The sequence below is a fragment of the Maribacter forsetii DSM 18668 genome, assembly GCF_000744105.1.
Classification (GTDB): domain Bacteria; phylum Bacteroidota; class Bacteroidia; order Flavobacteriales; family Flavobacteriaceae; genus Maribacter; species Maribacter forsetii.
Map to the genome: position 1 here is coordinate 2908475 of NZ_JQLH01000001.1, position 16832 is coordinate 2925306.

General features: G+C 33.0%; 16 protein-coding genes. 11 read left to right on the top strand and 5 right to left on the bottom strand.

Annotation, left to right across the window (positions count from 1 at the left end; translation table 11 throughout):
- Positions 1 to 12: 12 nt before the first annotated feature.
- Complete coding sequence (locus P177_RS12495) at positions 13 to 1335, bottom strand: 2TM domain-containing protein (protein ID WP_036155218.1); 1323 nt, start codon at positions 1333 to 1335, stop codon at positions 13 to 15.
- 337 nt (positions 1336 to 1672) lie between these two features.
- On the opposite strand from P177_RS12495, the gene P177_RS12500 reads away from it, so the two are divergent.
- Entirely contained in the window at positions 1673 to 2140 is a 468-nt protein-coding gene (locus P177_RS12500; RefSeq protein ID WP_036155219.1) for a hypothetical protein, read from the top strand.
- A gap of 217 nt (positions 2141 to 2357) precedes the next feature.
- A complete protein-coding gene (locus tag P177_RS12505) occupies positions 2358 to 3284 on the top strand; it encodes an alpha/beta fold hydrolase (protein ID WP_036155220.1) in 927 nt (308 codons plus the stop codon).
- Positions 3285 to 3508: 224 nt separating this feature from the next.
- On the opposite strand, the gene P177_RS12510 is transcribed toward P177_RS12505, so the two are convergent.
- On the bottom strand, positions 3509 to 4582 hold the full coding sequence (locus P177_RS12510; protein WP_036152083.1) for an IS110 family RNA-guided transposase: 1074 nt from the start codon (positions 4580 to 4582) through the stop codon (positions 3509 to 3511).
- Positions 4583 to 5255: 673 nt separating this feature from the next.
- Between P177_RS12510 and P177_RS12515 the strand changes: the two genes are divergently transcribed.
- The 4 genes from P177_RS12515 to P177_RS12530 all read left to right on the top strand — a co-directional run bounded on the left by P177_RS12515 (position 5256) and on the right by P177_RS12530 (position 9770).
- Positions 5256 to 6590: a hypothetical protein gene (locus P177_RS12515; RefSeq protein WP_036155227.1), complete on the top strand. Its 1335-nt coding sequence runs from the start codon at positions 5256 to 5258 to the stop codon at positions 6588 to 6590.
- 197 nt (positions 6591 to 6787) lie between these two features.
- Positions 6788 to 7666 carry a hypothetical protein gene (locus P177_RS12520; protein WP_157486555.1) on the top strand — a complete coding sequence of 293 codons (879 nt, stop codon included), beginning with the start codon at positions 6788 to 6790 and terminating at the stop codon, positions 7664 to 7666.
- 229 nt (positions 7667 to 7895) lie between these two features.
- The gene (locus P177_RS19455) at positions 7896 to 8450 is read left to right on the top strand and encodes a hypothetical protein (protein ID WP_051941824.1); all 555 of its coding nucleotides are present in this window, start codon (positions 7896 to 7898) and stop codon (positions 8448 to 8450) included.
- Between the two features lie 366 nt (positions 8451 to 8816).
- Complete coding sequence (locus P177_RS12530) at positions 8817 to 9770, top strand: DKNYY domain-containing protein (protein ID WP_036155234.1); 954 nt, start codon at positions 8817 to 8819, stop codon at positions 9768 to 9770.
- A gap of 126 nt (positions 9771 to 9896) precedes the next feature.
- On the opposite strand, the gene P177_RS12535 is transcribed toward P177_RS12530, so the two are convergent.
- Positions 9897 to 10454, bottom strand: coding sequence for a peptidylprolyl isomerase (locus tag P177_RS12535; protein ID WP_036155236.1), 558 nt, complete (start codon positions 10452 to 10454; stop codon positions 9897 to 9899).
- Positions 10455 to 10612: 158 nt separating this feature from the next.
- On the opposite strand from P177_RS12535, the gene P177_RS12540 reads away from it, so the two are divergent.
- The 3 genes from P177_RS12540 to P177_RS12550 are packed head-to-tail and all read left to right on the top strand — an operon-like array spanning position 10613 to position 13321.
- Entirely contained in the window at positions 10613 to 11485 is an 873-nt protein-coding gene (locus tag P177_RS12540) for a PIG-L family deacetylase (protein ID WP_036155238.1), read from the top strand.
- A gap of 11 nt (positions 11486 to 11496) precedes the next feature.
- The gene (locus tag P177_RS12545; protein ID WP_036155239.1) at positions 11497 to 12354 is read left to right on the top strand and encodes a tetratricopeptide repeat protein; all 858 of its coding nucleotides are present in this window, start codon (positions 11497 to 11499) and stop codon (positions 12352 to 12354) included.
- Positions 12347 to 13321, top strand: coding sequence for a carbon-nitrogen hydrolase family protein (locus tag P177_RS12550; RefSeq protein WP_036155240.1), 975 nt, complete (start codon positions 12347 to 12349; stop codon positions 13319 to 13321). Before P177_RS12545 ends, P177_RS12550 begins: the two co-directional genes overlap by 8 nt.
- Before the next feature lie 12 nt (positions 13322 to 13333).
- Here the strand turns inward: P177_RS12550 and P177_RS12555 are convergent, their stop codons facing one another.
- Complete coding sequence (locus tag P177_RS12555; protein WP_157486556.1) at positions 13334 to 14350, bottom strand: LLM class flavin-dependent oxidoreductase; 1017 nt, start codon at positions 14348 to 14350, stop codon at positions 13334 to 13336.
- Between the two features lie 46 nt (positions 14351 to 14396).
- Entirely contained in the window at positions 14397 to 14690 is a 294-nt protein-coding gene (locus P177_RS12560; RefSeq protein WP_245233039.1) for an ArsR/SmtB family transcription factor, read from the bottom strand.
- Positions 14691 to 14782: 92 nt separating this feature from the next.
- Between P177_RS12560 and P177_RS20220 the strand changes: the two genes are divergently transcribed.
- Positions 14783 to 15214: a hypothetical protein gene (locus P177_RS20220; RefSeq protein ID WP_036155256.1), complete on the top strand. Its 432-nt coding sequence runs from the start codon at positions 14783 to 14785 to the stop codon at positions 15212 to 15214.
- A gap of 124 nt (positions 15215 to 15338) precedes the next feature.
- Entirely contained in the window at positions 15339 to 16811 is a 1473-nt protein-coding gene (locus tag P177_RS12570; protein ID WP_036155258.1) for a potassium/proton antiporter, read from the top strand.
- The last annotated feature ends 21 nt before the right edge of the window (positions 16812 to 16832 follow it).

Sequence of the window (16832 nt, forward strand, 5' to 3'; positions counted from 1 at the left end):
TTTAAAATTCATTCAGAATCTATCATCTTCCATATACTGTTTTATTTTTCTTTCTTCCCAGCCTTTTCCAAACAGCGGATTATAACCATATGCTTTTAAACCATGGGCTATTAAACCAATACCCCAACCCATAGCAGGGAAAATAACCCAAACAAAACTGGTAGTCTTAAAATTTATATAGGCAAGAAAAGGTATAACAATACAATAAGAAGTAAGGTTACCATAGAATCCTTTAATGAGTTCTACCCTTTCTTTTGCTTTCTCATAGCGCTTGGCGCTTATATGGGAATCTTGTGTTTCTCGAAAAGAAATTGCATTTGTAAGCATAGGTAAACGTACCTTAAACTCTTTAGCGGTCTTAAAAATCTGCATTTCCTTTTTGGTAAGAATGGCATAACGTTGATGAATGTTCTGTAGCCCCACACCACTACTCTTTTTAACTACTTGTTTTTCTTGTAAATTGTTGACCACGTACAAGTACCCGTCTTCTTCATATATTCTAATGTGCAGTGGTTTTGAAGAGGTTACCACATTATGCTTCACTGCATTCTCTAATAACAACTGTAGGGATAATGGTACTATTTTAGCCTCAGGATCTAGTGCCTCATCAGGAATTTCAAATACGATACTATCTTCAAAACGCATTTTTAGAAGACGAACATAGGTTCTTGCAAATTTTAGTTCTTCGTCGACCGAAATAAGATTTTTGCTCTTCTGCTCCAATACGTATCTATACACCTTAGATAGCGAAGTCGTAAATTTTTGCGCCTGCATAGGATCTTCCTCAATAAGGCTGGTCAATACATTTAAGCTATTAAAAAGAAAGTGAGGGTCTAACTGATTCTTTAAAGCATCGAACTTTGCCGATGCTGAACCTGCAATAATTTTTTGTTCTTTTACCTTGGTATCTTGTAAGGCTTTATAGAAGTAGAAAGCGTGTAAAAACAATGAAACTACTAGGGTAACCAACAGCGCATAGAAGTAGTATTGTAACCTTTCTCCGGCTACGTACTGTTCAAAGCTTTTACCAAATATATAGATTTCAGTAAACGCTCGTACAGCACCAAATCCCAATACCGTAAGTACAATAGAGCCAGCGGCACCGTACCATAACCGTTTTTGCGTTTCATTCTCCCATGTATACTTTTGAGAGATATAGTCGCTGAAATACATATTAACCATAGATAGCACAAAAGAATACAGCAAGGCTATACCAGTAAATTGTAATTCACCATATAATCTTATGCTTTCCCAATCAGATAGAAGCAACCGAACTAGTTCCATAACCAAGGCTATGATTATTGCTGTCCTTACTACCTTTAAAAAACTACTCATGTTTATAAGCTTAAATTGATTGCTTTCTAATTTTTAAAATTAGGGATTTCCTTTTAGACGTATACCTCTTTCTGAAAATGTCCTAGATAAAAGCAAACATGAAGCCTTTTCTTCTCAAAAAATAAAAATATATTCTGAATTGTACTATCTAGTAGCTGAACTGTATTTTAAACTAACCGAAACTATTGTTATCTAATTGATATAGAATCTTCTTGATCGTTAATATTTTATAAAAGATATATATAACATATGTTATATATATTCTATATTGGAAGTATATACAACCTTAATGTTATATGTACTATTGTTGTGTGCAATATGACAAAACCAATCTGAAATGACAAAAAGTGAACAACTGGCAAGCCGACTTCGAGAAGTAATCCTAAACGGAACTTGGATTGCAAATACGAATATTAAAGACCAAATAGAAAATTTAGATTGGAAAATTGCTACGAAAAAAGTTGAATCTCTAAATACAATTTCAATTTTAGCTCAACATATTCATTATTTCATAGTCGGAATAAAAAACGTATTTGATAATGGAAAACTTGAAATTAGAGATAAATATAGTTTCGAATTTCCACCAATTGAATCACAAACGGAATGGGAAGTATTTCAAAATAAATTTTGGAACGACACGGAAAAACTTGCTGAATTAATCGAAGAAATGCCCGAAGAGCGCCTTGATGAAAATTTTGTGGACGAAAAATATGGAAATTATACACGGAATATTGACGGAATGATAGAACACAGTTATTATCATTTAGGTCAAATCTCATTGATAAAAAAGTTTATTAACGTATAAAATACTGCACACAACAATATATATAAAACATAGTTAATATAGGCTATCCGAAAGGCTTTTGTGTATTTTCGGAGACCGCCAAATTTTTAAATTTGGCTTTTAGTAAAATAAAGATAAAAAGAAAAATTTAAAAATTCGGCTCGTGTATAATCCGAAACGATAGCGTCTTTTAACACGCTACGTTTCATATACGGAGACGTTGTGTGTAAGCTAAAAGATGAAAAATTCAATTCTTATTTTAACAATTATTTTTTGTGGAATAATCGGAAAAGCCCAATCTATTGAAAAGATTGTACTTGATGAAAATGATGATCTCAGCGGTTATTATTTAGCAGTAAAACCTCAAACTGAAAAAATAGATGCAGTTTTAGTACTTCTTCCTGGTTTTGGACAAAATGCTGAAAGTATTTTTCCTGAAACAAAATTACACAATGTCGGGTACCTAAATAACATTTTGACAATTGGATTTGCATCTGGGACAAAACTATATGCAGACAAAGAAACGCAAGTGAAAATTTCAATTGTTCTTAAAGATGTACTTGATAGATATGAAATAGAGAATACAAAATTTGTAATAGGTGGTTTTTCGGCAGGTGGTACTGTCGCTCTACGATACGCTGAATTATGTAAGCAGTATCCTGACAAATTCCCAATTAGCCCTAAAGGTGTTTTTGTCGTGGATTCGCCTATAGATATTTTCAAATTTTATGAATTACTAGAAGAAAATATTGAAAATAAGTATAGTCAGATTGCAGTTCAAGAAGCTGAATGGGTAACGAATCTTATAAAAGAGGATCATGGAATACCAAAAGACAATATTGATTATTACAAAGAAATAAATCCATTTTCAATGAAAAAAAAATATGGAGAAAATGAAAAATGGCTCAAAGATATGGCAGTTAGAACATATCATGATGTCGATATTGAATGGAGACTTGTTCAACGAAACCAACCTGTAAGTACACAAAGCTATCTAGTAACTTCAGAATTAATAAATCGTCTTTTATTAATGGGTAATCAAAAAGCGGAATTTATGCAATCTTACAAAACTGGCTACAGAAGTAATGGAACTAGACACCCCCATTCTTGGTCAATTGTGGATGAAGTTGAATGTATTCAGTGGGTGAAAAAGATTGTGGAATAAGCCTACACACAACAATACCTAACGTAATGCGGATTTTAGGGTAAAATCGAAAGGTCTGTGTATATTTATGAAGTCGCTAAATCTTATGGATTTAGCTTTATAACAAAAAAAGAAAAAGCAAAACAGTAAGCTTTAGCTTCGTGCTAAGACGGAAACGAAAGGTTTCCTTGCCTCCGCACTACGCTTAGGTACTGTGTTGAAAAACAAGTTTTTTCTTTAATAATTTAGGAAACAGGTTGATTTATCAAACTGTTATCCCGCGCAGCAAGAGCTTCATGCTTTTGCTGCTTTTTTATTTCATATCCCGCATCATAGTTTTCTTCGTTCTTCCATAAGGTATACATCAATATCAATAGTTTTCTCTGCACCGCTACAAGTGCCACCAACGGCTTTGCCTTGTTCGGCTTTAGTCTATTATAGAACTGTTTCAATGTCGGGTTACAGCGTACACAGGTCATCGAGGGCATGTGCAGTACCGCCCTTATATGGCTGTTCCCTTTTTTACTGATCCGGGTCTTTCCCTTGAAGTTTCCCGATTCCCGTAATACTACATCATAACCGGCATAGCTCGCCAACTGCTTGGCATTGACTATAGATTCGAAGCCTAACGTTTCTCCGATTACCGTAGCCGCAGATATAAAGGATATACCTGGGATGCTTGTTAAATAATCGAGCTTCCTTTTCAATACTTCATTTTTAGAGATCAGAAGTTGCATATCTTCTTCGACCGCCGCTATCTGGGTATTCAGAAGCTTTAATCTGATCTTGTGCCTTTTCAATGCCCTCGCATTGTTATGTACGCTCGATGCGATAGCTCCTTGTCGATTGGTCTCCATCGTTCTATCGTTCAACAATGAACTACGTTCCCTGCTCAGTCCTTTTAGCTCCTGCAATTCCTCACTGGGCGGGTGCCATAGTCGAATGTTCCTTTCCAGACCTAACATACTTAGCATTCTACTGTCGAGTGCATCCGTTTTGGAACGTTGGTCCAAACTCTGCGCATAGCGCTTTACACGACCCGATTGCATTACACAAACGCTATAGCCCTGCTCGTACAGAAAATGCGCAATACCTTGATGGTAAACGCCCGTGGCTTCCATCACCACCAACAATTCCACATCGAGATCGACAGATGCCTTCAGCCATTTCAAGAGTACCTTATAACCCATTATATCATTGGATACATCGGGATGGGACTCAAATTCTTTAACTAAATTTTCATTTAGGGAACCTAGTGATAATGATAAGTTCAATTTTGAAACATCGATGCCCAGACTCTGTTTTAAACGCTTTTCCATTTCTTCGGTTTTTAAGCTGTAATTCTCTTTATCATCTTTGCTCGCACTTGATTCGATCTCTATCCAAAGGACCTAGGTACTGTTCAGATTCCAAGAAAATTATAGAAGGGCGGGATTTCTAAGAAACGATATCACCCTAAAGTGTATCTAGCCGAGAACTCTCTGTCCCTCCTATTTTAGCTTTTGTTAGTATCCAAGCTACTACTTTTATAAAAGTAGTAGCTAAAAGAGTAGTTAATCTATGCAACGATATCAATAAAATTGTATCTAGCTAAACCCCTAAATCTCTCTCCTTTATTGTCTCTTTGATTTATATAATTATAGTATCTTCAAACTAAGAACCAAACATACGAGCCGAGACGTTCCAAGAAAATTATAAAATGGCGGGATTTCTAAGAAACGATATCACCCTAAAGTGTATCTAGCCGAGACCTCTCTTTCCCTTCTAATTTTAGCTATTGTTCAATATCTAAGCTACTACTTTTATAAAAGTAGTAGCTAAAGAAGAATTGTTCATCTATGAAACGACATCATTGAAAATGTATCTAGCTCAACCGCTTAATCAACCTCCTTTATTTATATAATTATAGTATCTTCAAACTAAGAACCAAACATACGAGCCGAGACGTTAGGTAACATTAGGAAAATAAAACCTGACACAAAAAAAATATTAATGCAAAAAACCATTTTATTACTACTAGTAGTGTTTCAATTTCAATCTGTATTAGGGCAAAAAACTTTAGAACAACTTATAAACGAAATACCATTATCTACCGGTTATTATTCTCCTTTTAGCTATTATGATAGTGCAGGAAAAAAACAAGGATTTTCTGTACAAAAAGAAACTAATGTTTTAAAAAGATTAAAACTAAAACCCCTAAAACATAGTGAATATTATATTACAGGTAAGTATGAAATAAATAACTTAACTGTACTTTTCTTCTCAGAATATTGGGATACAGAAGATACTCATTTTGCTATACTTCTAGACAAATCGCTGCATATCATAGATAGAATAGATGAAACAGCTTATGATAATGCTGAAGGTTTTTATGGTGTAAACTCATCGATTGACTATAATATTTTAACCATCAATACTCATAACATATATAACAAACCAGAAAATGTTATAAAGAAATACTCAATTACAAATAAGGGTTTTAAACCCATAAAAAATCAGGTGATTATAAAAACACCGTCAGGAATTAAAATACGTAATAAATCAACAATTCAAAGTGCTTTAATAGCAAAAGCGGCTAATTTAACAGTTTTTGATTACTTGTCCATCGACGGTAATATAGATTCTACATCAGTATTTGATAACGGTAAATATCTAAAAAATTACTGGCTGAAAATTGCAACAAAAGATTCATTACAACAATTAGGATATGTTTTTGGTGCTTTTGCAAAAAGACACATTGAAATGATTACTAACGATTACAAAGTGATTATTGATGAAATTTCAAAAGAAGATTTTAATACAGCAGAACACCATAAAAAAAGCAAGCCTTATGCCGAAAAAATAACAGACATTAAAAAAATTAAAACAATTTTAAAAAATCAATTGATTGGAGAAACCCATGAAAATGGTTATTACACTATAAAAAAAATACTAACAGATAATGGTAAAGAAATTAGTTCTTATCTTGATGAATGTGAAATTACGGCATATTACCCAAAGTACCATTATTTGTTACTAGAATGCGGTCATTCTTCAGATTATTTAATAAAATTAAAAAATGGAGAAGATGATATTAACCGAATAGGGAACCCAGACTACTACACGCCATCTCCACAAAACACGTTTCGGTTTAATGGATATTACAGTGGGCAATCTAATGTTCATTTTTTAGAAAAAAACATTGTAAACGATGAACCAGAGTATATGCTTAGTATGTCAAGTATCTTAGCGCTGGACTATATTGAAAATTATTTCTGGATAGATAACACCACTATGTTCCTGAAAATTGAAAAAATATATTATAAAATGAAACTACAAGAAATTTAAATAATAAGGGTTAAGTGCCAAAAAACAAAGTTGGTACATATTTACAAAGTCCGCCAAATTTATAATTTGACGTTTAGTTGAAATTTAAAAGTAAAATTGTAAACTTGGCTAAGTACTAAACTGAAAGGAAGTGCCTTTTTAATTCCTTACTATTCTTATACTAAACCATGTCTCTTAATGAACATTTGAAAATACTTATGAAAAAAGCAATACTCATCGTTTTATGTTTACAATGTATTTCTTGCGATTTTGTAGGAAACTGGCTTGAAGAAAATCATAAACAAAGAGAGGAAAAAAGTAAAATAGATTTAGAAAAAAGAACAATAGATTATTACACATCTAACTTAAAAATTATACCAAATAAACAACATCCAAAATTTGATGTGTTAATTAAAGAGTTTAATGATCAAAACCATCGCTTAGCGTTTAATATTTGCGAATATAAATACAACAATCAAAATTTCTTTTTTGGAGATAGCCCCAGAAAAATAGCTTCTATCTTTGGAGAGCCCGATGAGAAAAGTGAAGAAAGAGTTCGTTATGAATCTGAAGATGGATTTTCTGAATATCTTACTGAAGAAGATAAATTGTCTAAACACGATTTCTCAGATCGCAATACGGGGGAAAGATTTTTCAATTACACATACACAAAACTAAATATAAAGTTGCATTTTAAATCTTTAAATAATAAAGATTTTAGATTAGAATCCTTTACTATTCAACTGTCAGATCGTAATGATGAAACTTATAAATATGAACCCTTAAACACATCATTTAATGTAATTTTATTTAGAGAAATACCCTATAAGACTAATATGACTCTCGATGAATTTAGAAAGTTAACCAATGTAAAAGATAATAGACTATTTAGAAGTATCCTTCAAAAAGAATGCCCTGTAAAAGAGGATTATCGAATACATTCTTCCATATATTCAGAGTATCATTACGAAACTAAAGGCGGAGGTCATTTAACTTTTAGTGGAGATTATAAGCCAAATGAATCAGACCCCATTAAAAGTATATCCTTTTCAGAGAGAAATTTAGAATATTATAAAAAAAATGAACCGTATTATTAACGTTAACTAACAATGGCCATAATTAATACGGGTTTTAGGCTTTGAGCTAAGGTCTGTGTATATTTAGAATGCCCGGCAATTCTTTTGGTTTTGGCTTTTAAATAGAAAAGATAAAGACAAACAAAAAGATTCGGCTAATGGATTAAACGGAAACAAAAGCGCACTTTTATTCCCGTACTAATCATAGACGAGACCGGTAACCGTAACTATAGCCAATTAAACGAAATAAATGAGTCTTTTTAAAAATATTAAAGAAGGAATTCCTAAAAAAATAACTATTCCGGTTGAATTAGAAAAATTATGCGAATGGACTGAAAAAAATGGATACCCAATTAGTGGATGTTTTGAATTGAGAGCAGATGACGGGCAAACAATGAAATATTGGCTTGGGTTTGAAAATATTTCGGATAGGTTTGGACTATTCGGAGTTGGGGCTTCAGGTGATATTTTTGCATTTTGGATAGATGATAATAACAAACAAAAAATAGTTCATTTAGGTTCAGAGGGAGAAGCAGTATATGTTCTCGCAGAGAATTTTGTTGATTTTTTAAGATTATTAGCTATTGGATATGATGAAATAGGATTTGCCGATATGACCAAAACTGTCGAGGATTGGAACTTGGAAGTCGGTAACGATGATAAGAATGGAATTAATATTAAATTCATTGACTGGGTTGAGAACGAATTCAACGTAAAAGTACCTAAAATTGGAAACGAAATCGCTGATTTTAATAATACAGAATTTAATGATTGGGTTGAAAAACAAATTGATAAATACTCATAAATAACTGGCTACAACCATCAATGTTTATAAGCAATTGCTTGTTCTCGCCTATTTTGGAAATACCTGACGAATTTCCAACTTGGTGTGTACTTAAAAAGTTAAGTGCTAATCAACGTAACTAATCATAGCCAAAGCCCTTGTAGTGCATTTCAGAAAAATCTATTATGAAAATAAATATTTCCGTAAAAAAAAAACAGTTATAAACCCTATGAGAAAATTAGAATAGAGGTTTTAGTTGAAAACAATAGTCATGTAAATATACAAATACCTAAATTCTTAAAATACTATCCATTTTTTAATGGAGAATCTAAAAAAGGAACTAATGGAAAAGAAAGTTTAGAGAACTACAAATCAGAGAATATTCTTTTGCCACAGGAAACCATATGTTATAATTTTGAACAAGCAATAGAATTAGGTTTTATAACAGAAAAAAGTGAAATCAGGCTTTTTGAATTTAAGCTTTCCATAGGAATATTTGAAATTAGTGAAACATTTTGTGAAAAATTTGAAATTGATTTTAATGAATATAGTAGATTAATAGCAATAAACGATGAGCCTTCGAATTATTATAAATCAGATGATGTAATTTTCTATTATAGCCCTTATAGCAGAGCATTTGAGGAAGCAACTGTAATTTTAAAAGGGAAACAAAGCGATTATAAAATTCTAAATGAATATTACGCCATTAACGATCAGAAAGTCTACTACAATGGAAGATTAGTAAGAGGCTTCTCGAGTAAGGGGTTTAAAATTTTTAATAGACTTTTCGCTGGAAACAATAATAAAATATTAACGAGATACGGAAATGCGAAAATTGAAAACCCAAAAGCTTTTAAAGTTATTGATAATGGTTTAATGCCTAGCCTTTTTACATACGAATTAGGTGGTTATAGATGCGGTTATGCTGTAGATAATCAATTTGCATATTACTTTGACGAATCTAATTCAACACAGCATGCTATAAAAGTAAAGGCTTGTAAAAATCCAAAATCTTTAAAAAGCTTAAGCTTTGGCTATGCTAAAGATGATACAAATGTATACTTAGAAGGCAAAAAAATCACTAAAGCAAAACCTGAAACTTTCGAAATAACAAATAGAAATTATTCAACAGATGGCAAAAAAATATTCTTTCATCGAGATGCAATCGAAAGCATTGATTTAAAATCTTTTGAAATATTACCTACTATAAGCCATCAAAATAGTCCTGATAAAATCCTCAATTCACTTTGGGCAAAAGATAAAAATAATTACTTCAAATATGGATATTTAAAAACTAAAGAAAAATATGAAAAACATCTGAAATCATATAAAACGGAATAAAAACCAATTACAACACAACCTATAAACAATACGGGCTTTGGGTTTAATCGTATGGTTTGCGTAATTTTCGAGAAGTTTTACCGTTCATTTGCTTTTATAAAAACAAACACCATTTTATTAGTTACTTTACTGCCGTAGATCTTTTAACCTTTTCGAGGATACCTTTACTACTGAAATGTCTAATGGTAACGGTGTAAACGGCCTATCTGTAGAATCCTTTGGAACATTAACTAATTCATCTACAACATTCATCCCTTTTAAAACATTACCAAACACAGTATAGTCACCATCTAAGCGATGTAGACCATCTTTATTTTGCACGATATAAAACTGACAACGTGCCGATAATTTTTTGGCATTACCATCTCGTCCTGCCCCAACTGCTCCATAGGTATGTGTTAGTTTAGAATCAAATTCTGGAGCTAACAAATATTCGGGATTATTAAACCCTTCCGGGGTATCTGGGCAACCACCTTGTGCTACAAAATCTGGAATTACCCTATTAAAGGTCAACGAATCCCAATAACCTTCATTTGCTAATGCTATAAAACTTGCTTTATGATTGGGAGTCTCGTCATGCAACCATATTAAAATTTCTCCTTTTGGAGTGTCTATTTTACCTATTTCATATGATTTACATGCAGTAAATAAGACAAACACTATTACATACTTTAAACACTTCATTTTGCTATAATTTAGTAGTCAGTTAAAGTAGTAAAAATTGATGTAAAAAAATTAGTCCTTAAATTACCGACAGCTAAAAAAATAATTGAAAAATAAATTAGGCTTCTCTACTATCATTATAACAATAAAAACGAAATAGAATACAACTTTTAAAAAATATGATGATCAAAAATTTAATACACCTTATTGCCTTCTCCATTCTTTTTATACTTACAAGCTGCACCGACTTAGACAAAAAGACGGTAGATCAAAAAGATAATCAAATGCTAAACAATGCACCCCAACAAAACTCAAATAAAGACAAAACCTTAATGGCAATTTTTGCCCACCCAGATGATGAGATTGTTATATCCCCTATCTTATCTAAATATCAAAAAGAAGGGGTAAATATTCACTTGGTGATTGTTACCGATGGCTCAAAAGGAGTTACACCTCATGCAAATATTCCAGCGGGTGAATTATTGGCAAAAACACGTGCAGAAGAAGCCTTATGCGTTACAAAAACCTTAGAATTTAATCCGCCGATATTTCTCAGTTATATAGACGGAGATTTAGCGCAAAAAGAGAACATTAATTCTTTAGACGAAAAAATTGATAGCCTTTTTACTAAATACCGACCTAATACTGTAATTAGTTTTGGACCTGGTGGCCAATACGGTCACCCAGACCATAGAATTGTTAGTAACGTAGTTACCGAGGTTTTTCAACGAGAAACATCAGAATCTTTGCAGAACCTTTTGTATTACGGGTATCCGAAAGAAATAAGTAACACGAATGTTAGCTTTAATACTGATTTAGTACAATGGTTAAACGATAATTTAAAAAGAACTCAAAAGAGATTTCTAACCTATAGAATACCATTCAATAAGGAAGATTTATTGCTTGGGCATACCGCATCAGATTGCCACAAATCTCAATATATACCAGAAGCTATTGATGATTTAATAAAAATTGTAGGTCAAGCCGATTCGGTAATATATTTTAGATCTTGGAATGGCTCGAATGAAATTAAAAATAATATTTTCGATTAAATCTATTTTCCATGTCATTGAAGTATTCCATTTATATACTAGCTTTTGTATTGTTTACTTCATGTCAGCAAAAACAAAATAAATCATCTACCAAATCAACCGTTTACTCTTATGGTGCTAAAAACAATTCTGCTGTTTTTTACTTCAATAAAGGTTGGGAGCATATTCTAGATTATGGTCAATGGACGCTATCTGAAAAAGCATTTAGAAAAGCTGTAGCATTCGATTCTACTTTTATTGTCGGGCAGGCGTTAATTGGTAAAAACACGACCAATCTCAAGGAAAGAATTCAAATTTTAAACGACCTAAATAACTCTCAAATTAAAGTTCGTGAAGACGACCAACTGATTTTAGAAGTTACCATGATTACGCTAGAACTATTTAATGCACGTGAACAACAAATAAAACTAGAGAAAGATTTTATATCAAATTTCTTGTCAACAGCTGAGAAAAACTATAGAACTTTTATACATAAATACCCCAACGAAACATATATAAAGGCAGAATACATTGAGGTATTGAATGCTATTTACGGACCTGAATTAGCCTTAGATTCGTTACACCTTCTTACCACACCTAAACAAAAGAAAATACCATTTTTTATTAGCTATGCAGCTACCTTGGAATCTGATTTGGGGAATTTCAAAAAAGCACTCGCTATTGCCGACCAATTTAATGCCCAGATCAATGACCCGAATATACCTCAACCTTATGTTTTATACGGTAGTATTTATTTAAAAATGGATAGTTTGTCTTTAGCAACTTCAAACCTTGATAAAGCACTTGAATTAGACCCTAATCATATTTTCGCACAACGATTTAAAAAACAGCTTCAAACTAAATTAAACACCAATATCAGTAATGACTAAAATTATAGATACTCCAGAACAAAACAACCTTAAAATAGGTATGGCTCAAATCTCACCGGTTTGGCTAAATAAAGAAAAGACTATTGATAAAATCAAGGATTATATCATTAAAGCTGGTGAAGATAATTGTGAGCTTATAATATTTGGTGAAGCCTTATTACCAGGTTATCCTTTTTGGGTTTCCATGACCAATGGTGCTCAGTTTGATTCTAAAGTGCAGAAAGAAATTCACGCTCATTATATTAAAAATTCCATTCAAATAGAAGCGGGTGAATTAGATGATATCTGTGTGCTTGCAAAACAACATAAGATTGCCATCTACTTAGGCCTCATGGAACGAGCAAAAAACAGAGGTGGTCACAGTATCTACTGCTCCCTTGTTTATATCAATAGTGATGGTGAAATTAAATCTGTTCATAGAAAATTACAACCAACCTACGAAGAGCGACTTACCTGGGCGCCTGGTGATGGTAATGGTTTACGAGTTCACGAGTTAAAGAACTTCACCGTTGGTGGATTAAATTGTTGGGAAAACTGGATGCCTCTTCCGCGGACCGCTTTATATGGTTTGGGAGAAGATTTGCATATTGCCGTATGGCCGGGTTCCGATTACAACACTGCTGATATTACAAGGTTCATTGCAAGGGAATCTAGATCTTTTGTAGTTTCCGTTTCTAGTTTAATGAGCAAAACCGATTTCCCTAAAGACACACCACACTTAGATACTATTCTTGAAAACTGTCCTGATACTCTGGCAAACGGAGGTTCTTGTATTGCCGGACCGGATGGAGAATGGATCTTACCACCGGTTATTGACAAAGAAGGTCTTATTACAACGACAATAGATTTTAATAGAGTACTTGAAGAACGTCAAAATTTTGATGCTGTCGGGCATTATTCACGACCAGATGTAACAAAACTCACCGTTAATAGAGAGCGACAATCTACCGTTGAAATAAAAGATTAAAACAGAGAGCAGTTATTTCTGCCCTCCATTTAATTCTTTCATAATTTCAGCAAACAATTGGTAAGACTTAATACGGTCTTTGCCATCATAAATATTGGTTACCGCAATGAGTTCATCCACTTGGGTATCTGCAATAAATTGTTGCACTTGATTCTTAACTGTCTTTTTGCTACCAATAAAGGAATACTTCAACATTTGTTGAACAGACGGATTCTGACTTAATTCGCGTATATCTTCAGTCATATCTACTGGTGGCTGCATAAAACCTCTATTTCCTGTCAACAAACCAACGATCATTTTGTAAAGCGATGTAGAAATGCGTTCTGCTTCTTCATCTGTATCGGCTACGATAATGTTCACCCCTGCCATAGTATATGGTTTTTCTAACTCACTCGATGGTTGAAATTCTTGATGATAAATTTGCAAGGCATTCATTAAGTGTGTTGTTGCGAAGTGACTGGCAAATGCATAAGGCAAACCTTTTTTAGCTGCTAAGTGAGCACTATCTGTACTTGAACCTAAAATGTATAAAGGCACCTCTACCCCTTCCGCCAAAGTAGCACGTACTTTTGCACTAGCATTTTTAGTAGAAAAGTAACGTTGTATTTTTTCAATTTCTAAAGGAAACGACTGTGCTGCCTGAAAAAAATCGGAGCGTATAGCCTGTGCCGTCAACTGATCTGTACCTGGCGCGCGACCTAGACCCAAATCTATTCTGTTAGGATATAGAATTCCTAATGTCCCAAACTGCTCCGCTACAATTAATGGGGAATGATTTGGCAACATAATTCCGCCAGACCCTACATGTATCGTTTTTGTTTCTTCGGCAATCTTACCTATTAATATAGATGTTGCACTACTACCAATAGCTATGGAATTATGATGCTCTGCCAACCAAAAACGGGTATAGCCAGATTCTTCCGCTGCTTGCGCAAGAGCTACGGAATGATCAAAAGTGTCTTTTAGCGTAGTACCCTCAGATACTATGGCTAAATCCAATATAGAATATTTTATATTTTTCATGTAAATAAATTCATTTATATATTTAAAAGTATCTATATATCTATTTAAAAAATTACAGGTTTTGTAACCTCAACAAGTAATTATCCCACATTTCATGGTTTAAGGTATAATTATAATTACGACCTATTTTATGTTTGTTTATCAAGCCTGCTTCTACAAGTTTTTTTACATGGTGACTAATAGATGGTTGTGCTAAATCAAGTAAATTACAGGCTTTAGTACATTGTACCTTACCTTGGTTCTTTTGCATGTACTGCAACAATTTCAACCGATTAACATCACTTAATGCCTTAGAAATTTTCTCAACCTGTTTTAGCTCCATGATGTATTTAATATATTGATACATGCAAATGTATTTATAAATATTAATTTAAAATACAAATTGGCAAGACCTTAATAATGATTAACTTGACCTTAAGAATAATACTACAACCATAGATGAAGAAAATTACTCAAGTACCACATTTTATGTTCTGGATTCTTATTCCAATAATACTACTCATTGGATTGCTAAAACCTGATAAAACACTTGACATTAATATTCATGATACTTATTTTGTAATTGCGTTATTGCATTTAGCTGTTTTGATTTCCATTATCTTCGGAATTCTAGGGTTAGGCTATTGGGTTGTAATTAAATTAAACAGAAGGTTGGTAAATTGGCTTACCATAATTCATTTAATCATCACAGTTCTCAGTTTATGCTTGATTTTATTGATCCCATTTTTCTTACCGGAATCCAATCAAGGTATTACCTCTTTATATTTTGATGCACAAGTAACTATTACTTTATCCGCAGTTGTAGCAGTTTGTATACAGTCTCTATACCTCATAAATATTATAACTGCCCTAATCAGAAAAACAAATTAATTTTTTTAATAAATGTTAGGTACTAATAAAACATGTTAACATTGTGCCAAACCTTAGCATTTACATTGGTTTTTTAATAAATGATTTAACTTTGCTACATTAAAATTAAGATTAATAACCACCAATGAACCTCACCATAGAAAACATACTTCTTGTAGGCTCTATTTTACTGTTTATTAGTATTATAGTAGGTAAAACATCCTATAAATTTGGAGTACCTACATTAATCCTTTTCTTGGCTATTGGTATGCTGGCAGGTTCTGATGGTATTGGTGGTATTCAATTCGATGACCCCAAGCTTGCACAATTCATTGGTATAGTATCTCTTAACTTCATTCTTTTTTCTGGTGGGCTGGATACCAACTGGAAAGCTGTAAAACCGATTTTAAAAGAAGGTTTGGTACTTTCTACCTTAGGTGTTTTACTTACAGCACTTACACTAGGTACTTTTGTGTATTACATTACAGACTTCACCATTTACGAGAGTATGCTTTTGGGATCTATAGTTTCATCTACCGATGCCGCCGCTGTCTTCTCCATATTACGCTCAAAGAACTTAGCGTTAAAAAGCAACCTTAGACCTACATTAGAACTAGAAAGTGGTAGTAACGACCCTATGGCCTATGTACTAACACTTGCTTTTTTAACCTTGGTCATTAATCAAGATTTAAGTGTTCTTTCCATCATACCCCTATTTTTGCAACAAATGATACTGGGGGCTATAGGTGGATTTGCTTTTGGTAAATTGAGCGAGATTATCATCAACAAAATTAAACTTGGTTTTGAAGGTTTGTATCCGGTATTGGTTATCGCTTTAATGTTCATCACCTTTTCAGCTACAGATGCCTTTGGTGGTAACGGATTCTTAGCCATTTACATCTGCGCCGTGTATTTAGGTAATCAAGATTTAATTCATAAATTGACCATTTTAAAAATGTTCGATGGTATGGCTTGGTTAATGCAAATTGTATTGTTCCTAACCTTAGGATTATTAGTATTTCCTTCTCAAATTACACCTTATTTGGGCATAGGGTTATTGATTTCAGTATTCCTCATTCTAGTAGCAAGACCAGTTAGTGTATTATTGAGCCTCATGTTCTTTAAAATGAAAATGGGACGCCGGTTTTATATTTCATGGGTAGGTTTACGTGGAGCAGTGCCTATTGTATTTGCTACCTATCCCCTATTGGCAGGTATTGACAAGGCGAATATCATTTTCAGCATTGTATTCTTTATATCGGTTTCATCAGTACTAATTCAAGGCACTACATTGTCTATTTTTGCAAAATGGCTGAATGTTGCTTTGCCTGACGAAGTAAAACCTATAGCAGAAAATGATAGATATATTCTCAATCTACCGAAATCTGCTATGGAAGAAGTTATAATTTTGCCAAATAGTTTTGCGGTAGATAAACGTATAATAGATTTGCACTTACCAAGGGCTGCATTTATTGTTATGATCAAACGAGATGGAACTTTTGTTAGACCCGGAGGTTCTACCATTATAGAAGCTAATGATACTCTAGTATTGCTGCTAGATAATGACGAAAGTTTAAAAGAAGTAAATGTAATTCTAAACCAAGCGGTTATTGCTTAATATGAAAAGTACAAATAACAT